Below are 20,074 nucleotides of genomic sequence, written 5' to 3' on the forward strand. Positions count from 1 at the left end.
GGAGAAACCCATGGCAAGCACGCCGACCGAAGCCATCGTCACGGGGCGCAGTTCCCTATCCGCAGCTGCGCCGGTGCGTGACACGAGGCTCGACGTCTTGCGCGGCGTGGCGCTGATGATGATCTTCATCAATCACGTTCCAGGACAGATCTTCGAATATGTGACGACGAAGAATTTCGGTTTCTCCGATGCCGCCGAAGCTTTCGTGCTGATCTCGGGCATTGCCGTCGGCCTTGCCTATGGGTCCCGCTTCCAGCCGGGCAACCGGCTGACGGTGGCGATCAAGGCGGTAAAGCGCGCATTCACGCTCTATCTCGCCCATATGATCACCACCTTCATGACGCTGGCGCTCTTCATCTGCGGTGCCTGGCTGTTCCATCGGCCGGGATTGCTGGTCGAAATTAATATCCTGGCGGTTCTGATGAACCTGAAGGAAGGCATTCCTGCACTTCTGCTGCTCGGCCACCAGATCGGCTACAACAATATCCTGCCGATGTACGGCGCGCTGATGCTGATGGTGCCGATCATCCTGCTGTTGAATGCGCGCAGCCCTTGGCTGGCGCTCGGCGTCTCGGCTACGGTCTGGCTGCTTGCGGGCATCTATGAAGTGGCGCCGCACAACATGCTGATCGAGAGCTACTGGTTCCTCAATCCGCTCTCCTGGCAGTTCCTGTTTTCGATCGGCATCGTCTCGATGCTGCATATCAAGCGCGGCGGCACGATCCCGCGCCATCCGCTGCTACTTGCTGCCGCTGCCGGTTACGTCATGCTGTCCTTCATCTGGGTGACCGGCCATCTCTGGATCTGGGGCAATTCGCTGGCGGCACTCGGCCTGCCGACTGTTATCACCGGTTTCGACAAGACCTTCCTGTCGCTGCCGCGGCTGCTGCACGTTCTGGCGCTGACCTATCTCGTTATCAGCATTCCCGCGCTCTCGCGTATCCTTCGCCGTCCTGTGGACCATCCGCTGACGATCCTCGGCCGCCATTCGCTGAACATCTTCGTCGCCGGCACGATCCTCGCCATGATCGGCCAGGTGGTGCTCTACATCACCAACAAGGACCAGCTGGTCGGTCCGCTCTTCGTGATTGCAGGGATCGCGATACAATTCGCCTATGCCTATTATCTCGAGCGCAAGCGCCAGCAGGGCAAGGTCAAGGGGAAACTTGTCGCCGATACCGCCACCATCCCCGTTCCCGTCCGCATTGGCGGGACGGCAAATGCCTATCGCCAGAACGATCGAAAATAGGGCTTGGATTTTCCCAGCATGAAGGAGCCGGTGGCTGGCCAGGCCGCCGGCTCAATTTTTATGTACGAGGATGTTCACCAGCTTGCCGAACGGATCGCGCGCATAAAAGCGCCTGACGCCCCAAGGCTCGTCGGCCGGGCCGTACTCGATCGGGAAGCCTGAGACCGACATCGCCGCGAAAGCAGTATCGAGGTCGTCGACCTCGATCGAGAGGTCGGGCACCGGCGTTCCGGAGCCGCCTTCGCTGGCGATGCTGAGCTGAACGTTCATCGAGCGCGCGGCGCCGAATGTCGTGATCCAGCCGTGATCCATGATGACATCAAGACCGAGGATATCCTGATAGAAACGTCGGGCCAGAGTGATATCCGCTGCCTGGATATTGGCGACGATGCGCAGGACCGTCATGGGTTCGCTCCCGAGGTACTCCATGAAGGCAAAGGATAGCGGGGATGAACGCGGCGATCAATCATGTGGACGGGTGTGCAGACACCGTATCGTACGGCGATCCTCCTTTGCTCCGCGCGGCATGCCCCCACAAGGAGCTTGCTCTCACGCAAAGCACCAACCGCCAAGAAGGCTTGGCCCCGGCCAAATGCTATCGCGGTGGGAAGCCCGCGCGGCATCCCATCTTCCTCCTTGCGTAAAGTCCCGAGACATAGCTGACCGCAGGTGCGACAGCGTCGCTCGGTTTTTCGCCAACGGTTTGAGGGTATGGCCCACCCCGGCCTCCATCTTCGCGATCGTTGCGCGCAAGGAACTGCTGTCATACGCTTTATGGCCCGGATGGCATGACCTGTCGGCTTATTGAGAAAAGCGAGATCTTGCGTGATGTCGCCGACCTGGCTGGCCGCCACGATAAAGCGCAGGAGCGCGCATCGGTGGACCTTGTCATCAGTCCACCTCTGGAACGCCCCAGCGCCTGATCCTTGCCCCCTTTTTGCTCGCCGCCTATTGATGGGCACGCACGATGATGCTTTCGATCACTAAGTACAGATTGTCCCGGTCAGCGGTGAGGGCATCAAAGGCCCGCTCCCATACGCCGGCATGGCACCAGCGACTGAACCGGCGATGGACCGCCTTGCACTTGCCATAGCGCTCCGGCAGGCCCTGCGAGTGTGCCCCGAGCAGGATCCACAAACGACCGGTTGTCTACTCCTACCCCCGTTCGACCCGGATGGCTGGCTTTGTCTGGCAACAAAGGCGGAAATTCTCGACCATTGCCTCGTACAACTCCCATCAAAGGCCTCCGTGCTGCTCACGGTTCCCTATGGATCAGCGGTCCACCGTTTTGGGAATCCTGTATGTCGATTGGTCCTCAGTCCGAGCAAACAAAAAGGCCGGAAGGGCATCACCCTTCCGGCCTTTATCTTGAAACCCGAACCGATCAGGCGGCTTCGGTGGTGTGGGCCTTGCGGACCTCTTCGTCCGTCAGGATGCCGCTGGCGCGCAGCAGGGCGGCGAAGCGGCCGTTGCTGTGGCTGAGTTCGTCGAAGCTGCCCTGTTCGACGACGCGGCCGTCATCCAGGAAGAGCACCATATCGGCTTCGCGGACCGTCGACAGGCGGTGGGCGATGATGAAGGTGGTGCGGTTCTGGCGCAGATTGTCGATCGCGGCCTTGACGCGGGCTTCGGTTTCGACGTCGAGCGCCGAGGTCGCCTCGTCGAGCACCAGGATCGGCGCGTCCTTGAGGATGGCGCGGGCGATCGCGATGCGCTGGCGCTCGCCGCCGGAGAGCTTGTTGCCTCGTTCACCGACATGCGTATCGTAGCGATCCTCGCGGGTCTCGATGAAGTCGGCAGCGGCGGCGGCTTCGGCCGCACGGCGCATTTCCTCTTCACTGGCGCCCTCGCGGCCAAGACGGATATTGTCGCTGATCGAACGGTTCAGCAGGCCCGCATCCTGGAAGACGGTGGCGATGTGGCGACGCAGCGACTTGCGGGTCACCTTGGTGATATCGGTGCCATCGACGAGGATCTTGCCGCCCTGGGCATCGTAGACACGCTGCAGCAGGTTGACGAGCGTCGTCTTGCCGGCGCCGGTCGGGCCGACGATCGCGACCGTCTGGCCTGCCTTCACCGAGAAGGAGACGTTGTGCAGGCCCTGTGAGCTGTTGCCGAAGCCGAAGGAGACGTCGCGGAATTCGATCGCACCCTTGACGTCCTTGATCTCGCCGTTGCCGGCAGGCTCTTCACGTTCACGCACCGAGTCTTCCAGCGCATAGAATTCCTCAAGCTTGGAACGGGCCTCGAAAATCTGCGTAGCGAACTGGCGCATCAGGTCGAGACGACCGATCAACAGGTTGGCAAAGCCGATGAAGGCGATGACGTCGCCGACGCGCAGCTGGCCGGCCTGGACGAGCATGGTGCCGATGATCAGGACCACCATCATCGCGATGGTCGACGCCATGCGGTTCAGTGCGCTGGCGATCGCCCACCAGTCGAGTACCGGATACTGAGCTTCGAGCAGACGGTCGGCGAAGGATTTCAGCGCCCTGGTTTCGGCCTCGATGCGGTTATAGCTGTGCAGGACAGAAACGTTGCTGATCGAGTCGCTGACATGCGAGAAGACGGTATGATAATGGTTCTCGACCGAAGCCTGGCCGTCCTTGGTGCGGCTCATCACGACGCGGCCGATCAGCCAGTAGGCGATGGCGAGCACCATGAGCACGGCGGAAAGGCGCAGGTCCATCGACATTGCAGTCGGTATCAGAAGGGCAAGCGCGATGACCGTCGACAGGTGGTTGCGCATGAATTCCAGCCAGAGGCCGAACAGCGTCTCGCAGGCGCGCAGCAATGTATGCAGCGCGTTCGAGGTGCCACGCTGATGGTGCCAACCAAGCGGCATGGAAATGATGCGGCCGAAGGCTTCCGTCAACAGCGTCGCCCGCCGGCCATGGGCCAGCCGGTCGGCCTCACGGGCCACCAGAACGAAGGCAATGGTGTTGAAGACGGCGAAAGTCGCCCACATGAAGAGGATGGGCTTGACCTCACCCTTGCCCGAAATCGCATCGATGATACGACCGAACAGGATCGGCTCCGCGATGGTGATTGTCGCAAGAACAATGTTTGCGACAACGACCAGGGATACGCGCAGCTTGTAGGCGCCAAGATAGCGCAGAGCTCTTGCATAGACCTTGAATAGCGTCACGTCGAACCTCTTGTGCATCTGCGAAAACGGGATGATGCGATGCTACAAAAGCCTACCTGAACGGGCGATTAACGGAGTATTCAGGGTTCAGCCGATGTGACGATTGATACGATCGTATTATTCGAGCACACGACGAGATGGCCATGGCGCCGAAATTGCCGTTCGGCTATATCTCCCAACAATTTGCGCTTGCATTTTATTAAATGTTTAGCACAGCATTAAATTACAGACTGCATTTATTGAAGACCGTTTCGCGACCAGTTTGACCAGCCGCCGACGGCCTCACGCGGGCATCAGGTCCGGGCAAGGGGCATTTTTGTGAATATTAATTCGTTAATTCAATTACTTGTAATTCTAGAAGAATGCTCAAATCCTGAAGCTGTCGTCACCGAGCTGGAGCAGATCCTCCACGGTTGTGGCTTCGAATATTACGGTCTGCCACGCCATTTGCCGCTGAACCCGATGCAGCAGAATCCGGAGCCCTGGGCTGCGGCGCTTGCCGGCCGCTGGCCGGAACAATGGCCGCAGATATATACCGCGAAAAAATATGCTCTGATCGATCCGATGGTGCGCTATCTCGCTCATGCGCAGCGGCCTTTCCGCTGGCGGGAGGCGATGGCGGCCTTCCGCAAGGACGCGTATCATCGCCGCATGGAGCAGATGATGGTCGATGCCTTCGGGCACGGGTTGGAGGATGGCTACATCTTTCCCATCCACGGACGCAACGGCATTCTCGCCAGCCTTAGTCTCGCCGGCAAGCCGATCGAGCTGTCGCCGGTGGAAATCGCATTGCTGGAGGCGGTGGCGCGCAAAGCCTTCTGGCGATTGCTCGATCTGAAAGGCGAGGCGCAGGCACTGGAAACCGTGCTGCCGGCCGACACGCCGCTGACGCGGCGCGAGATGGAAATCCTGCATTATCTTGCCGAAGGCATGACTTCGATGGAGATCAGCAAGATGCTGAAGATCTCAAACCACACCGTCGACTGGTATATGAACGGCCTGCAGGACAAGCTGAAGGCGAAAAACAGGCAGCAGGCGGTAGCGCTTGCCTTCCGCCATGGCCTGATAAGTTAGAGCAATTCCGCTTCTCATCGAAGAGAAACGGCTCTGCTTTTTATTTTTACGCAACTGCGGACGCAAACCGTTTGGCGCTTTTCCTGGAATTGCTCCAGCATGTCGAAAAATTGCATTTCGCAGTCGCAAGATAAATTGAACTTTCTGTGACAAGAAGTTAAGAATTTCCTTCGCGGGTGCAGCATTCCCGCGTCTGAACGTCTGAGGAGACCGTTTTGCCCATTTCCAAGATTCTCGTTGCCAATCGCTCTGAAATTGCCATTCGCGTGTTCCGCGCGGCCAACGAACTTGGAATAAAAACCGTGGCGATCTGGGCGGAAGAAGACAAGCTGGCGCTGCACCGCTTCAAGGCGGACGAGAGCTACCAGGTTGGCCGCGGCCCGCATCTTTCCAAGGACATGGGCCCGATCGAGAGCTATCTGTCGATCGAGGAGGTGATCCGCGTCGCGAAACTGTCCGGCGCCGATGCCATCCATCCCGGCTATGGCCTGCTGTCGGAAAGCCCCGAATTCGTCGATGCCTGCAACAAGGCCGGCATCATCTTCATCGGCCCGAAGGCCGATACGATGCGCCAGCTCGGCAATAAGGTCGCAGCGCGCAACTTGGCGATCTCGGTCGGCGTGCCTGTGGTGCCGGCCACCGGGCCGTTGCCGGAGGACATGGCCGAAGTGGCGAAGATGGCAGACGGGATCGGCTACCCCGTCATGCTAAAGGCCTCCTGGGGCGGCGGCGGGCGCGGCATGCGCGCGATCCGCGATCCAAAGGATCTCGTCCGCGAGGTGACGGAAGCCAAGCGCGAAGCGATGGCGGCCTTCGGCAAGGACGAGGTCTATCTGGAAAAGCTCGTCGAGCGCGCCCGCCATGTCGAAAGCCAGGTTCTCGGCGATACGCATGGCAATGTCGTGCATCTCTTCGAGCGTGACTGCTCGATCCAGCGCCGCAACCAGAAGGTCGTCGAGCGCGCGCCGGCGCCCTATCTCTCTGAGGCGCAGCGCCAGGAACTCGCCGCCTATTCGCTGAAGATCGCGGCGGCGACCAATTATATCGGCGCCGGCACCGTCGAATATCTGATGGATGCCGATACCGGCAAATTCTACTTCATCGAAGTCAATCCGCGAATCCAGGTCGAGCATACGGTGACCGAAGTCGTCACCGGCATCGATATCGTCAAGGCGCAGATCCACATCCTCGACGGCTTTGCGATCGGCACGCCGGAATCGGGCGTGCCGCGCCAGGAGGATATCCGTCTCAACGGCCATGCGCTGCAGTGCCGCATCACCACGGAAGATCCGGAGCATAATTTCATTCCGGATTACGGCCGCATCACCGCCTATCGCTCAGCGTCCGGTTTCGGCATCCGCCTCGATGGCGGCACCTCCTATTCGGGCGCAATCATCACCCGCTTTTACGATCCGCTTCTCGTCAAGGTCACGGCATGGGCGCCCAATCCGTCGGAAGCGATCGCCCGCATGGACCGGGCGCTGCGCGAATTCCGCATTCGCGGCGTGGCAACCAACCTGACCTTCCTCGAAGCGATCATCGGCCATCCCAAGTTCAGGGATAACAGTTACACGACGCGCTTCATCGACACGACGCCGGAACTCTTCCAGCAGGTCAAGCGTCAGGATCGCGCCACGAAGCTCCTGACCTATCTCGCCGACGTCACCGTCAATGGCCATCCCGAGGCCAAGGACAGGCCGAAGCCGTTGGAAAATGCTGCCGAGCCGGTGGTTCCCTACGCCAACGGCAATACGGTCAAGGATGGTACGAAGCAACTCCTCGACACGCTCGGCCCGAAGAAATTCGGCGAATGGATGCGCAACGAAAAGCGCGTGCTTTTGACCGACACGACGATGCGCGACGGCCATCAGTCGCTGCTCGCCACCCGTATGCGCACCTATGACATCGCCCGCATTGCCGACACCTATGCACATGCGCTGCCAGGCCTTTTGTCGCTCGAATGCTGGGGTGGCGCGACCTTTGACGTCTCCATGCGTTTTCTGACGGAGGATCCGTGGGAGCGCCTGGCGCTGATCCGCGAGGGCGCGCCGAACCTTCTGCTGCAGATGCTGCTGCGCGGCGCCAACGGCGTCGGTTACACCAATTATCCCGATAATGTCGTCAAATATTTCGTCCGGCAGGCGGCCAGGGGCGGCATCGATCTCTTCCGCGTGTTCGACTGCCTGAACTGGGTGGAGAACATGCGCGTCTCGATGGATGCCATTGCCGAGGAGAACAAGCTCTGCGAGGCGGCGATCTGCTATACCGGCGATATCCTGAACTCGGCCCGTCCGAAATACGATCTGAAATACTACACCGACCTTGCGGTCGAGCTCGAGAAGGCCGGCGCGCATATCATCGCGCTCAAGGATATGGCGGGCCTTCTCAAGCCTGCGGCTGCGAAAGTTCTGTTCAAGGCGCTGCGCGAGGCGACAAGCCTTCCGATCCATTTCCACACGCATGATACATCGGGTATTGCGGCCGCGACGGTTCTTGCCGCCGTCGATGCCGGCGTCGATGCTGTCGATGCGGCCATGGATGCGCTTTCCGGCAATACCTCGCAGCCCTGTCTCGGCTCGATCGTCGAGGCGCTGCGCGGTACGGAGCGTGATCCGGGCCTCGATCCGGAATGGATCCGCCGTATCTCCTTCTATTGGGAAGCGGCGCGGAACCAATATGCCGCCTTCGAAAGCGATCTGAGGGGCCCGGCATCCGAAGTCTATCTGCATGAAATGCCGGGCGGCCAGTTCACCAACCTCAAGGAACAGGCCCGCTCGCTCGGCCTTGAGACCCGCTGGCATCAGGTGGCGCAGGCCTATGCCGACGCCAACCAGATGTTCGGCGATATCGTCAAGGTGACGCCGTCTTCCAAGGTCGTCGGCGACATGGCGCTGATGATGGTGTCTCAGGACCTGACAGTCGCCGACGTCGTCAGCCCCGACAAGGAAGTCTCCTTCCCGGAATCGGTGGTCTCGATGCTGAAGGGCGATCTCGGCCAGCCGCCGTCAGGATGGCCGGAAGCGCTGCAGAAGAAGGCGCTGAAGGGCGACAAGCCCTATACGGTGCGCCCCGGCTCGCTGCTCAAGGAGGCCGATCTCGATGCGGAGCGTAAAGTCATCGAGACGAAACTCGAGCGTGAGATCAGCGACTTCGAATTTGCTTCCTACCTGATGTATCCGAAGGTCTTTACCGACTTCGCACTCGCCTCCGATACCTACGGCCCGGTCTCGGTGCTGCCGACGCCCGCCTATTTCTACGGCCTCAAGGACGGCGAGGAGCTGTTTGCCGACATCGAGCGCGGCAAGACGCTCGTCATCGTCAACCAGGCAATGAGCGCGACAGACAGCCAGGGCATGGTGACCATCTTCTTCGAGCTCAACGGTCAGCCGCGCCGCATCAAGGTGCCGGACCGGGCCCATGGGGCGACGGGTGCCGCCGTCCGCCGCAAGGCCGAACCGGGCAATGCCGTTCACGTTGGCGCGCCAATGCCGGGTGTGATCAGCCGTGTCTTCGTCTCGCCCGGCCAGGCCGTCAATGCCGGTGACGTGCTCGTCTCCATCGAGGCGATGAAGATGGAAACGGCGCTGCATGCGGAAAAGGATGGCACGATTTCCGAAGTGCTGGTGCGGGCCGGCGACCAGATCGACGCCAAGGACCTGCTCGTCGTCTACGCAGGCTGAAGGGCCTCGCAAAGTCGCCCATCAGCCGACTTTGCGAGCCGGCTGCGTTCACTCGATTGTGTACGATCGACCTGTCAAAAAACTGATTTTTCGAATGTCAGCAGCCTTCGCGTCTTGCCCGGCGCGGAGGCTTTCTCATAGACTTGCACTCTTACCACCCGCCCCCAAGACCCATCAGGAAATCATCTCCATGAGCAAATTGAAGATTGCCGTCATCGTCGGCAGCACGCGTATTGGCCGTTTTGCCGAGCATCCGGCCAAGTGGATTGCCGCTATCGCCGCCGAGCGACAGGACATCGAGGTCGAGGTTCTCGACCTGCTCGACTACCCCATGCATTTTTTCGGTGAGCAGCGTACCACGACCGCTGAAAGCGAGACGGCGGAGCGCTGGAAAAAGAAGCTGCGTGAATTCGATGGCTTCATCTTCACCGTCGCCGAGTACAATCACGCTCCAACGGCGGTTCTGAAGAACGCCATCGACCTCGGCGAGTTCCTCCAGAAGCCGGTCGGTTTCGTCGGTTACGGCGGCGTCGGCGGCGCACGTGCTGTCGAGCATCTTCGCCTGATCTTCGTGGAAATGGGTGCGGCTTCGGTGAAAACGGGCGTGCATATCGCACTTGGCGAATATCTCGGCGTTCTCAAGGAAGGCAAGAGCCTCAGCGATTACGCGCATCTCAACGAAGCGGCGAAGAACCAGCTCGACCAGATCACTTGGTGGGGCAATGCGCTGAAGGCGGCGCGCTCGGTCGTCACGGCCTCCTGATTGGCGTTCCAGCAATGCCGGGATGTTCGCATCCCGGCATTAGATCAGGATGATTTTAGGTCAGGTCGGCCGGATCTAAATCAAAGAAGTAGAGCATGATGTCGTCCGAAAGCCGCTCACACTTTTCAGCATCATGCTCTAGCTCAGATATCGTAAGTATGGGCGGCGTTGATCGTCGAGATGAAACGTTTGGTGCGTTCGCGTTCCGGCGCGCTGAAGATTGCTCTGGCGCTGCCCGTTTCCACCACGCTGCCGGCTTCCAGGAAAACCACGTCATTGGCGATCTTAGAGGCAAGCCGGAGATCGTGGGTCGCCATCACCATCGTCGTGCCTTCGCTGGCAAGTTGGCCTAGCACATCGACCACTTCGGCCGAAAGCTCGGGATCGAGGGCGGATGTCGGCTCGTCACACAGAAGCACGCGCGGCGACGGCGCCAGCGCACGGGCGATCGCGACGCGCTGCTGCTGGCCGCCCGACAGCGTCGAAGGCCAGGCATCGGCCTTGTCGGTCATGCCGACCTTGGTCAGCAATTCCATCGCACGCTCGCGGGCCTTTTGCTTCGGCCATCTCAGCACCGTCACCAACCCTTCCATGACATTCTCGATCGCGGTCTGATGCGGGAAGAGCTGGAAGTTCTGGAAGACCATGCCGGTCTGGCGGCGGATCTTCTGGATCGCCGGCCAGCTCGTTCGTTTGCCCGGTGCAAAGGCCAGCGTTTCCTCTCCGAGGCGGATGGAGCCGGCGGTCGGAATTTCGAGCAGGTTGATGCAGCGCAGGAGCGTGCTCTTGCCGCCGCCCGAAGGACCGACCAGCGCGGTAACGCTGCCTTCGGGGATGCGGATGCTGATATCCTTGAGGATGACCGCATCGCCGAAGCGCTTTTCGATGTTGGAAAGCTCGATCATGCATTTGCCTCCAGCATGCCGCCATAACGCGCGAAGCGGCGTTCCAGCCGCACCTGCAGCTGCGAGAGGACGGAGCTCAGGACGAGATAGATCAGCGCCGCCTCAATATAGAGGATCAGCGGCTCATAGGTGGTGGCGACGATGCGCTGCGCCGCCTGGAAGAGTTCGGGCACGGTGATGGCGGCGGCAAGCGAGGTATCCTTGACCAGTGAGATGAAGGTGTTCGACAAAGGCGGCACGGCGACGCGGGCGGCCTGTGGGAGGATGGTGCGGCTCATGGCCTGGCGCCAGCTCATGCCGATCGAATAGGCGGCTTCCCACTGCCCCTTTGGCACGGAGGAGATAACGGCACGAATGATCTCGGAACTATAGGCGCCGATATTCAGCGTGAAGCCGATGAGGGCGGCCGGAAAGGCGTCGAGCAGGATGCCGAGGCTTGGCAGGCCGTAGAAGATGACAAAGAGCTGTACGAGCAGCGGCGTGCCGCGGATGACCCAGACATAGAAGCGCGCGACGGCCGAAAGCGGCGTCGGCCCGAAGAGCCGGCCGATCGCGGTGGCGAGCCCAAGCGTCAGGCCGAAGGCGAAGGATAGCAGGGTCAGCGGAATGGTGAAGATCAACCCCGCCCAGAGGAGCGAGGGTAGCGATTCCGCCATCAGTTGGAGCCAGTGCGCCAAGGGGGTTCCCTCTCGTCGGTTGGTACGTTGAAGTGGCATACCCCTCCCCACAAGGGGGAGGGGCTTAGCGGAGGCCCCGGCGCACCAAATAGCGATGGTACTGTTAGCTGAGAGGTTGTTTTGAGATGAGAACAGTGCGGCATCGAAGCCCCTCCCCCTTGTGGGGAGGGGTTGGGGAGGGGACTTTTTTCTGAACGAAGCTTACTTGGAAACGTCCTGGCCGAAATACTTGTCGGCGATCTTCTTATAGGTGCCGTCGGCCTTGATGTCGGCAAGCGCCTTGTTGATTTCGGCCAGAAGCTCCGGCTCGTTCTTGCGGATGATGACGCCGGAATAGTCGGCGTTTTCCTGCTCGGCGACGATCTTCACCGGCGCGTCCGGCTTGTGCTTCTTGAAATCGAGGAAGGAGAGGCTGTCGTTGATCGTGGCGTCGGCGCGCTTGGTCAATACCAACTGGATCGATTGATCGAAACCGTCGGTGCCGATGAGTTCGGCACCGGCTTCGGTTGCGAGCTTGCCGAAGTTGCTGGTCAGCGACTGGGCGGCCTTCTTGCCCTTCAGATCGGCGAAGGACTTGATGCTGTCATCGCCGTCGCGAGCGATCAGCACGGCCTTGGAGGCGATATAAGGCTCGGAGAAATCGTATTTCTGCTTGCGGGTTTCGGTGATGCCGACCTGGTTGATGACGGTATCATAGCGTTTGGCATCGAGGCCGGCGATCAGGCCATCCCACTTGCCTTCGACGAACTCGGCCTTGACGCCGAGCTTGGCGGCGATCGCTTCGCCGATCTCGACATCGAAGCCGACAAGCTTGCCGCTTTCGTCATGATAGGTGAAGGGCGCATAGGTGCCTTCGGTGCCGATCTTGAAGACGCCGGCCGATTTGATGGCGGCGAGGTTTTCACCGGCATGGGCAGGCAGGAGGGCCGCAGCCTGAATGAGGGCAGCGGCGGCGACGGTTTTCAACCAGTTCATTGTTTTATCCATCCTTGGGAGGTTGTCATCGGGTGAGGATAGTTTGCAGAAAATTAGGGCGCCGGAAGCGTAGAAAACTGCGAATAAAAGCAGCAACTGCAAATAATTTTCTCAAGCGGCCGTCTGAATCACGAATCCTGCAGAAACAGGCATCAGGCCGCGATGCGGCGGCGCAGCTTTTCGCTGACGATGATGATCAATCCGGCGCCGAGGATCATCGCCGCGCCAACGACCACATTGGGCGTGGGGATATCGGCCCAGATCAAAAAACCCAGGAGGAAGGCCCAGATGAGAGAGCTATATTCGAATGGCGCAAGCACGGAGACGGGCGCCTGGCGCATGCCTTCGAAAAGGGCGAACTGCGCGCAGCCGGCAACGACGCCAGTGGCGATGAGAAGGGCGAGCTGCGTCATATCGGGTGTCTGCCAGGTGTAGAGAACGGCAACGCCGGTCATGGCAAGAAAGAAGACGTTGGAAACGGCGAGCTGGATAATGGTCTTTTCGTGCAGCGAGGTCTTGCGCAGCAGCACCATGGCGCAGGCCCAGAGCACGGCTGCCTGCAGGGCCAGATAGACCGGCCAGGAGATGGTGAGGCCGATCGGATTGCAGGCGATGAGGACGCCGACGAAACCGACGCCGACGGCCAGCCAGCGCGCCGGCGTGACCTTCTCCTTCAGGATGACCCAAGCCAACAGGGTGCCGACGACAGGTGCGGCGTAATAAAGCGTGGTTACTTCGGCAAGCTGCAGGCGGCTTGCGGCGGAATAGTAGGAAAGCCAGGCGCAGAGCAGAAGCACACTGCGGGCAATCATCGGCTTGATGATCGGCGACCTCAGCGTCTGTTGGACGAGCTTGCCGCGACCATAGGCGAGACAACCGACGAGGATCGTCAGACTGCGGAAAAACAGGATCTGCCAGACGGGAATGCTGGAAGCCAGGACCTTGATGATCGCGTCATGGAAGGTGAACGCCATATAGGCGAGGGTCGTGAGCAGGATGCCCAGGCTGACGGAGTTTTTCACGGGGAGAGCGCACCAGGTGGCGGATATGCCGGCGGGAATCGGGAATGTCCAATCGATATTCCCGCCTCTCGGACCGGTCAATAGGGCATATTTGCTCTGGTGGTGGAGCTTTGTTTCGAAACGTCAGAAAACGTGTGAACGTGCATATTGCCTGCATGATCATAAGCGGTTATGCACGTTTTCGGTATATGAGGTCTCAAACCGGTAGGAACATGCAGGATTTTCTTTTGCGAGAGCGCCAAGGCGTGATTTCCGAGAGGCTGCGGCTGAATGGCCGCGTGCTGGCGACGGAGCTTGCGCTCGAATTCGGTGTCTCCGAGGACACGGTGCGGCGGGACCTGCGCGAGATGGCGGCGGCAGGGCTCTGCGAGCGGGTTTATGGCGGTGCATTGCCGGTCTCGCCGGCGCATGGAAGCCTGACGCAGCGCATCGGCTTTGCCGCTGACCGGAAACAGGCGCTGGCGCGCGCTGCGGCAAAGCAGATTGCCGCCGGTTCGACCGTGTTTTTCGATGCCGGCAGCACCAATCTGGCGATTGCCAACGCATTGCCGGCCGAACTTGCGCTGACGGCTGCAACGAACGCGCCGGCGATTGCCGCAGCGCTGATCGACAAGCCTGCCGTCAACGTCATCCTGATCGGCGGGATGGTGGACCGGCAGACGGGCGGTTCGCTCGGCGCCAAGGCCTTGCGGGACATGGAGCAGATTTCGCCCGATCTCTGCATTCTCGGGGCCTGCGGCGTCGATCTCGAGGCCGGCATCACGGTGTTCGGCTTCGAGGATGCGGAGTTCAAGCGGTTTGCGACATCCAGGAGCAAAAGGGTGTTGGTGGCTGCAACCTCGGAGAAATTCGGCACGGCTGCCCCCCATAGCATCTTGCCTGTCGCGCATTGCGAATGCCTGGTCGTCGAACACGATGCCGATCCGGCCATTCTCGCCCGTTACCGCGAGCGCGGATGCAGAACTGTTCTCGCCGAGAAAACGAACTGAGGCGACGTCATAGAGTTTAGGGAAATCGGGCGGGTGAAAGCCCGGCAATGAGGAAGACCGGAAATGGATAGTCATGTGAGTATGCCGGGAGCCCGGAGCGGCTTCATTACCAGAAGCAGAGCGGCGGTTTCCCTGCTCTTTCTCATGAACGGTTTTGTCGTCGGCTGCTGGGCGCCGAAGATCCCGGATTTTGCCGAGCGTCTGGCGCTGACGAAGTTCGAGCTTGGACTGATGATCCTCGTCTTCGGCGTCGGCTCGCTGGTCATGATGCCGATCGCCGGTGCGCAGATCGCCAAACACGGCTCGCGTATCGTCGTTCAGGTACTGGCCGGCTGCGTGCTGCCGTTGCTGCTGGCATTGACGCTGGCGCCAAATGTGCTCACCGGGGCAATCTCGCTCTTCCTGTTCGGCGGCTTTATCGGCGCAATGGATGTGGCGATGAATGCCAATGCGGTCTCGGTCGAGAAATCCATGCGCCGCGCCATCATGTCGTCCTGCCACGCTTTCTGGAGCCTTGGCGGACTGATCGGCTCCGGTCTCGGCGGCATCGTGATCTCTAAACTCGGCGTGCTCGGCCATGCGCAACTGGCGACGGTGCTGGCGGCAATCTTCGTTGCCGTCGCCTGGCCAATGATCCTTGCGGATCCGCCGCATCCCGACACCAAGAAGGAAAAGACGAAGCTGCCGATGGTGCCGCTGCCGTGGCTGCTCGGATTGATGGCGCTGTTCAGCATGGTGCCGGAAGGCGCGGTTCTGGACTGGGGCGCGCTCTATCTTCGGCAGGAAATGGATGCGTCCGTCGCGCTTTCCGGTCTTGGTTTCGCAGCCTTTTCGGCCACCATGGCAATCATGCGCTTTGCCGGCGACCTGGTGCGTGACCGTCTGGGCGGCGTCAAGACGCTACGCATCTGCACTTTGTTTGCCATTGTCGGCATGCTGCTTGCAGGCCTGGCGCCCAATGCGGAGCTTGCCATCCTGGGCTTTGCTTTTTGCGGTATCGGCATCTCCAACATGGTGCCGATCGCTTTCTCGGCGGCGGGCAATATTCCCGGACTCAAGCCCGGCATCGGTATCTCGGTGGTCACGACCATGGGCTATTCCGGCATGCTGGTTGCGCCATCGTTGATCGGCTTCGTCGCCGAGCATATCGGTTTTGCCGTCGTTTTCATGGCGCTGCCGGTGCTGCTGCTCGTCGTTCTGCTGCTTTCCAAGCTGGCCCATTATGCCGATGAGACCTCCGGAGGCGGTCACTAAGCCGCCTCCCAACAAAAGTGATATCAGGGGCGGTTGACAAGAAAGCGGTCATGATCCACCTGAAAGGCACTGTTTTTAGGGGTGAAAAAGCGCTTCATGTCCTCAGCCGCCGATTTTGATCCGAAACCGCGCCGCGCTTCCGTTGCCGTCGATGTCGGCGGCGTCATCGTCGGTGGCGGGGCGCCGGTCGTCGTGCAGTCCATGACGAACACCGATACGGCCGATATCGATTCGACCGTCGCGCAGGTCGCCGCCCTCCACAGGGCGGGCTCGGAGCTGGTGCGCATCACCGTCGACCGCGACGAGAGTGCGGCCGCCGTGCCGAAGATCCGCGATCGGCTGCTGCGCCTCGGCATGGACGTGCCCTTGATCGGCGACTTCCACTATATCGGCCACAAGCTGCTTGCCGATCATCCTGCTTGTGCCGAAGCGCTGGCGAAATACCGCATCAACCCCGGCAACGTCGGCTTCAAGGACAAGAAGGACAAGCAGTTCGCCGAGATCATCGAGATGGCGATCCGCTATGACAAGCCGGTGCGCATCGGCGTCAACTGGGGCTCGCTCGATCAGGATCTGTTGACGGCGCTGATGGACCAAAATGCCGAGGCTGGATCACCGCTTTCGGCCCGGCAGGTGACGCGCGAGGCGATCGTGCAGTCGGCGTTGCTGTCGGCAGCCCTTGCCGAAGAGATCGGCCTGCCGCGCAACCGCATCATCCTGTCGGCCAAAGTCAGCCAGGTTCAGGACCTGATCGCCGTCAATTCCATGCTCGCCGAACGCTCCAATCATGCGCTGCATCTCGGCCTGACCGAAGCCGGCATGGGCACCAAGGGCATTGTCGCCTCATCGGCGGCGATGGGCTTCGTGCTGCAGCACGGCATCGGCGATACGATCCGCGTGTCGCTGACGCCCGAGCCGAACGGCGACCGCACGCGCGAAGTCCAGGTGGCGCAGGAAATCCTGCAGGTCATGGGCTTTCGCCAGTTCATACCCGTCGTTGCGGCCTGTCCGGGCTGTGGACGCACGACGTCGACGGTATTCCAGGAACTTGCCCAGAACATCCAGAACGACATCCGCAAGAACATGCCGGTCTGGCGCGAAAAGTACCCTGGAGTGGAGGCGCTGAACGTCGCCGTCATGGGCTGCATCGTCAACGGGCCGGGCGAAAGCAAACATGCCGATATCGGCATTTCGCTTCCGGGCACCGGCGAGACGCCGGCGGCCCCCGTTTTCATCGACGGCCGGAAGGCGCTGACGCTGCGCGGTCCCAATATCGCCGCCGATTTCGAGGCGCTGGTTGTCGACTATATCGAGAAGCGTTTCGGCCAGCGGACGGCGGCGGAATGACCGCCTGCAACTTCGGATGAGCCAGTACTGGTCGCCCATCGTCAGCAAGCTTCAGCCCTATGTCGCGGGCGAGCAGCCCCGTATCGCGAACATGGTCAAGCTCAATACCAACGAAAGCCCTTACGGGCCGTCTCCGAAGGCGCTCGAGGCGATCCGGGAAGCGGCGGACGATCGTCTGCGGCTCTATCCAGATCCCGCTGCCACGGAATTGCGCGAGACGATCGCGGCTCGTTTCGGCCTGACGGCGGAAGAAGTATTCGTCGGCAACGGCTCCGACGAGGTTCTTGCGCATACGTTCCAGGCTCTGCTGAAACATGAGCGGCCGCTTCTCTATCCCGATGTGACCTACGCCTTCTATTCGACCTATAGCCTGCTATACGGCATCGAGGCGATCGAGGTGCCGGTCGATGGCAGGTTCGAAGTCCGGCTGGCGGATTACGACAGGCCCTGCGGCGCGATCATCATCCCCAATCCGAATGCGCCGACCGGCATCGGCCTGCCGCTCACCGGCATCGAGGCCCTTCTTGCCGCCCATCCGGACGCGGTCGTCGTCATAGACGAGGCCTATATCGATTTCGGTGGTGAAAGCGCCATCCCGCTGATATCCACGCATCCCAACCTGCTTGTCATTCAGACCCTGTCGAAGTCCCGTTCGCTTGCCGGTCTGCGCATCGGCTTCGCGCTGGGGCAGCGGCCGCTGATCGAGGCGCTGGAAGGACAGCTTCAATTCCTATCCGCTCGATCGTCTGGCGCAGCTTGCCGCGACGGCGGCGATCAAGGACGAGGCGTGGTTCGAGACAGGCCGGAGGAGCATCATCGCCAGCCGGGAAAGCCTTGTTAGGGAACTCGAAGCGCTGGATTTCGAGGTGCTGCCGTCCCAGGCGAATTTCGTTTTCGCAAGGCACAAAAGCCGTTCGGGCGCAGCATTTCAAGCCGCTCTGCGGGAGCGCGGCATTCTCGTCCGGCATTTTGCCAAGCCGCGTATTTCGGACTTCCTGCGGATCAGCATCGGCACGGATGAGGAGTGTGCCCGTCTGGTCTCCGCTCTCAAGGAGATACTGGCGGCCTGACCTGTCGCTTCAGCTCTTCCGGTCGGCGATGAAATGCGCTGCAGAAGTGAGGATCGAGGCGCGGGCGCCGTAAGGGGCAAGCAGCGCTTCGGCATCGCGGACGTGCTCACGGAGCTGGGTCTCGGCCCATTCCATGCCGCGCAGGGCGACGAGTGTTCCCTTACCGCGGGCCGCATCCTTGCCGGTCGCCTTGCCCATGGTCGCCGCATCCGAAGTCAGGTCGAGAATGTCGTCAGCAAGCTGGAAGGCAAGACCGATCTTTTCGCCGAAGGCGCGCAGGCGGCGCCGATCTTCCGGCGGGCTTGCCGAGATGACGGCGCCGGCTTCACAGGCGAAGCGGATCAGCGCGCCCGTTTTCATCGCCTGCAGGCGGATGATGCCACTCTCGTCGGGGGCCTGCTTTTCCGCCGCGAGATCGAGCGCCTGGCCGCCAGCCATGCCGCCGAGACCGGCCGCGCGGGCAAGGGCCAGTACCAGCGATGCCTTGCTCGTATCGGGAAGGGTCGTTTCCGGCGCGGCGATGATGTCGAAGGCATAGGTCAGAAGGCTGTCGCCGGCGAGGATCGCCGTCGCTTCGTCGAACTTGATGTGTACCGTCGGTTTGCCGCGGCGCAGGTCGTCATCGTCCATGGCCGGCAGGTCGTCGTGCACGAGGGAATAGCAGTGGACGCATTCGAGTGCGGCGCCGACGCGAAGTGCCGCCTCGGCGTCGCCGCCGAGAAGGGCGGCACTTTCGACGACGAGAAACGGGCGCAGCCGCTTGCCGCCGTTCAGCACGGCATAATGCATGGCATCGCGCAGCGTCTCGGGCCTGGCGATTTCATCGGAAAGGGCACTCGGTGAAAGCAATGCGTCGAGCAGCGCCTCGATGTCGCGGGCGTTGTTCTTCAGCCTCGTCTCGAAAGTGTCCGGGTTCGCGTCCATGGGCGCTGTTTGGCATGAGCGCCCCCGGGCTTGCAACGGAATTGTCGATGGCGGCAGCAAGATTCGCCGCGCACTCTGGCATAAGCTCCGCACAGGCGTTATGAGACGACAGGAGCGAAATCGGACTGGGGACATTGGATATAGCGCCGGAGAGAGAGGACAGCGTCGACATGCCGGCTCGTCGGCGATGGTTCGGAGACCGGCGCGTGTTGAAACGCATTGTTCTTGCCGTGCTGATCTTGCTGATCCTTCCCTATGCGCTGATCTTTTTCTATCTGCTGCCCTTCATTCACCCCGTCTCGACGCTGATGCTGCGCGACCTCGTGCTGCTGCGTGGCTACGACAGGCAATGGGTGTCGCTGGACAAGATCGCGCCGGTTGTGGTGCAGTCGGTGATGATGTCGGAGGACGGACAATATTGCTTTCACGGCGGCGTCGACTGGGCGGAAATGCGCATGCTGGTCGAGGATACGCTGAAAGGTCAGGCGACGCGTGGCGGCAGCACCATCCCGATGCAGACGGCAAAAAACCTCTTCCTCTGGAACAGCCGCTCTTTCGTGCGCAAGGCGCTGGAACTTCCGCTCGCGGTGACAACGGATTTCGTCCTGTCGAAACGACGACTGATGGAAATCTATCTCAATATCGCCGAATGGGGTCCCGGCATCTACGGCATCGAGGCAGCGGCCCAGCACCATTTCAAGGTGCCGGCCTCGAAGCTGACGCGGCGCCAGGCATCGCTGCTTGCCGTCTCGCTGCCGAACCCGATCGACCGCAATGCCGGCAAGCCCGGACGAGGCCTTCGCCGGCTCGCTGGCGTGATCGAGAGACGCGCGCAACGTGCGGGTGATTACATCAAGTGCATCTATGATTGAGATCAGAACTTGTCATTAGAACAGGATGACTTTAGGCCGGGTCCGCGTAAATCTGAATCCTGTTCTAAATTATTGAGTTAGAGCGGCAAGCGTCATCTGACAGTCTTGGTTCTGCCATATGGGCG

Annotated in this window: 15 protein-coding genes and 2 pseudogenes; 9 read left to right on the plus strand and 8 right to left on the minus strand. The window is 60.9% G+C overall.

What is annotated here, in order from left to right:
• Window positions 1–10: 10 nt before the first annotated feature.
• A complete protein-coding gene (gene opgC, locus A6U98_RS09500) occupies window positions 11–1,249 on the plus strand; it encodes an OpgC domain-containing protein (protein WP_064649503.1) in 1,239 nt (412 codons plus the stop codon).
• 51 nt (window positions 1,250–1,300) lie between these two features.
• Here the strand turns inward: opgC and A6U98_RS09505 are convergent, their stop codons facing one another.
• The 3 genes and pseudogenes from A6U98_RS09505 to A6U98_RS09520 all read right to left on the minus strand — a co-directional run bounded on the left by A6U98_RS09505 (window position 1,301) and on the right by A6U98_RS09520 (window position 4,397).
• The gene (locus A6U98_RS09505; RefSeq protein ID WP_064649505.1) at window positions 1,301–1,654 is read right to left on the minus strand and encodes a VOC family protein; all 354 of its coding nucleotides are present in this window, start codon (window positions 1,652–1,654) and stop codon (window positions 1,301–1,303) included.
• A 467-nt stretch (window positions 1,655–2,121) separates the two neighbouring features.
• Window positions 2,122–2,392: pseudogene (locus A6U98_RS37580) on the minus strand (IS5/IS1182 family transposase); the annotation flags it as partial.
• Between the two features lie 241 nt (window positions 2,393–2,633).
• Window positions 2,634–4,397, minus strand: a complete 1,764-nt coding sequence (locus A6U98_RS09520; RefSeq protein WP_011653986.1) for a glucan ABC transporter ATP-binding protein/ permease — start codon at window positions 4,395–4,397, stop codon at window positions 2,634–2,636.
• Between the two features lie 318 nt (window positions 4,398–4,715).
• Here A6U98_RS09520 and A6U98_RS09525 point away from each other — a divergent pair, with 318 nt between their 5' ends.
• From A6U98_RS09525 to A6U98_RS09535, 3 genes are all read left to right on the plus strand, one after another.
• Window positions 4,716–5,471 carry a LuxR family transcriptional regulator gene (locus A6U98_RS09525; protein WP_064649509.1) on the plus strand — a complete coding sequence of 252 codons (756 nt, stop codon included), beginning with the start codon at window positions 4,716–4,718 and terminating at the stop codon, window positions 5,469–5,471.
• A gap of 215 nt (window positions 5,472–5,686) precedes the next feature.
• A complete protein-coding gene (gene pyc, locus A6U98_RS09530; RefSeq protein WP_064649512.1) occupies window positions 5,687–9,151 on the plus strand; it encodes a pyruvate carboxylase in 3,465 nt (1,154 codons plus the stop codon).
• 190 nt (window positions 9,152–9,341) lie between these two features.
• On the plus strand, window positions 9,342–9,914 hold the full coding sequence (locus A6U98_RS09535; RefSeq protein WP_064649514.1) for an NAD(P)H-dependent oxidoreductase: 573 nt from the start codon (window positions 9,342–9,344) through the stop codon (window positions 9,912–9,914).
• Window positions 9,915–10,057: 143 nt separating this feature from the next.
• Here the strand turns inward: A6U98_RS09535 and A6U98_RS09540 are convergent, their stop codons facing one another.
• The 4 genes from A6U98_RS09540 to A6U98_RS09555 all read right to left on the minus strand — a co-directional run bounded on the left by A6U98_RS09540 (window position 10,058) and on the right by A6U98_RS09555 (window position 13,493).
• On the minus strand, window positions 10,058–10,819 hold the full coding sequence (locus A6U98_RS09540; protein ID WP_064649516.1) for an amino acid ABC transporter ATP-binding protein: 762 nt from the start codon (window positions 10,817–10,819) through the stop codon (window positions 10,058–10,060).
• Entirely contained in the window at window positions 10,816–11,496 is a 681-nt protein-coding gene (locus tag A6U98_RS09545; protein ID WP_064649518.1) for an amino acid ABC transporter permease, read from the minus strand. Before A6U98_RS09545 ends, A6U98_RS09540 begins: the two co-directional genes overlap by 4 nt.
• A gap of 201 nt (window positions 11,497–11,697) precedes the next feature.
• The gene (locus A6U98_RS09550) at window positions 11,698–12,471 is read right to left on the minus strand and encodes an amino acid ABC transporter substrate-binding protein (RefSeq protein ID WP_064649520.1); all 774 of its coding nucleotides are present in this window, start codon (window positions 12,469–12,471) and stop codon (window positions 11,698–11,700) included.
• Window positions 12,472–12,623: 152 nt separating this feature from the next.
• On the minus strand, window positions 12,624–13,493 hold the full coding sequence (locus A6U98_RS09555; RefSeq protein ID WP_064649773.1) for a DMT family transporter: 870 nt from the start codon (window positions 13,491–13,493) through the stop codon (window positions 12,624–12,626).
• Window positions 13,494–13,705: 212 nt separating this feature from the next.
• Here A6U98_RS09555 and A6U98_RS09560 point away from each other — a divergent pair, with 212 nt between their 5' ends.
• The 4 genes and pseudogenes from A6U98_RS09560 to hisC all read left to right on the plus strand — a co-directional run bounded on the left by A6U98_RS09560 (window position 13,706) and on the right by hisC (window position 18,153).
• Window positions 13,706–14,482, plus strand: a complete 777-nt coding sequence (locus tag A6U98_RS09560; RefSeq protein ID WP_064649522.1) for a DeoR/GlpR family DNA-binding transcription regulator — start codon at window positions 13,706–13,708, stop codon at window positions 14,480–14,482.
• Window positions 14,483–14,545: 63 nt separating this feature from the next.
• A complete protein-coding gene (locus A6U98_RS09565; protein ID WP_064649525.1) occupies window positions 14,546–15,736 on the plus strand; it encodes an MFS transporter in 1,191 nt (396 codons plus the stop codon).
• 96 nt (window positions 15,737–15,832) lie between these two features.
• Window positions 15,833–17,083, plus strand: coding sequence for a flavodoxin-dependent (E)-4-hydroxy-3-methylbut-2-enyl-diphosphate synthase (gene ispG / locus A6U98_RS09570; RefSeq protein WP_064649527.1), 1,251 nt, complete (start codon window positions 15,833–15,835; stop codon window positions 17,081–17,083).
• Window positions 17,084–17,099: 16 nt separating this feature from the next.
• A pseudogene (gene hisC, locus A6U98_RS09575) lies at window positions 17,100–18,153 on the plus strand (histidinol-phosphate transaminase).
• A gap of 9 nt (window positions 18,154–18,162) precedes the next feature.
• On the opposite strand, the gene A6U98_RS09580 reads toward hisC, so the two are convergent.
• Complete coding sequence (locus tag A6U98_RS09580) at window positions 18,163–19,077, minus strand: polyprenyl synthetase family protein (protein WP_064649529.1); 915 nt, start codon at window positions 19,075–19,077, stop codon at window positions 18,163–18,165.
• Window positions 19,078–19,211: 134 nt separating this feature from the next.
• On the opposite strand from A6U98_RS09580, the gene mtgA reads away from it, so the two are divergent.
• Window positions 19,212–19,949 (plus strand): monofunctional biosynthetic peptidoglycan transglycosylase, encoded by a 738-nt coding sequence (gene mtgA / locus A6U98_RS09585; protein ID WP_064649531.1) that lies wholly within the window; start codon window positions 19,212–19,214, stop codon window positions 19,947–19,949.
• Window positions 19,950–20,074 lie beyond the last annotated feature (125 nt).

Origin of the sequence: Rhizobium sp. WYCCWR10014 (assembly GCF_001657485.1) — a bacterium.
GTDB lineage: Bacteria > Pseudomonadota > Alphaproteobacteria > Rhizobiales > Rhizobiaceae > Rhizobium.

What these genes read in the sequence shown, in the direction of transcription:
- A6U98_RS09565 (WP_064649525.1), top strand. Translation starts at nt 14,546, where the DNA reads ATGGATAGTCATGTGAGTATGCCGGGAGCCCGGAGCGGCTTCATTACC.
- opgC (WP_064649503.1), top strand. Translation starts at nt 11, where the DNA reads ATGGCAAGCACGCCGACCGAAGCCATCGTCACGGGGCGCAGTTCCCTA.
- A6U98_RS09580 (WP_064649529.1), bottom strand. Translation starts at nt 19,077, where the DNA reads ATGGACGCGAACCCGGACACTTTCGAGACGAGGCTGAAGAACAACGCC.
- A6U98_RS09535 (WP_064649514.1), top strand. Translation starts at nt 9,342, where the DNA reads ATGAGCAAATTGAAGATTGCCGTCATCGTCGGCAGCACGCGTATTGGC.
- A6U98_RS09550 (WP_064649520.1), bottom strand. Translation starts at nt 12,471, where the DNA reads ATGAACTGGTTGAAAACCGTCGCCGCCGCTGCCCTCATTCAGGCTGCG.
- ispG (WP_064649527.1), top strand. Translation starts at nt 15,833, where the DNA reads ATGTCCTCAGCCGCCGATTTTGATCCGAAACCGCGCCGCGCTTCCGTT.
- A6U98_RS09505 (WP_064649505.1), bottom strand. Translation starts at nt 1,654, where the DNA reads ATGACGGTCCTGCGCATCGTCGCCAATATCCAGGCAGCGGATATCACT.
- A6U98_RS09540 (WP_064649516.1), bottom strand. Translation starts at nt 10,819, where the DNA reads ATGATCGAGCTTTCCAACATCGAAAAGCGCTTCGGCGATGCGGTCATC.
- A6U98_RS09560 (WP_064649522.1), top strand. Translation starts at nt 13,706, where the DNA reads ATGCAGGATTTTCTTTTGCGAGAGCGCCAAGGCGTGATTTCCGAGAGG.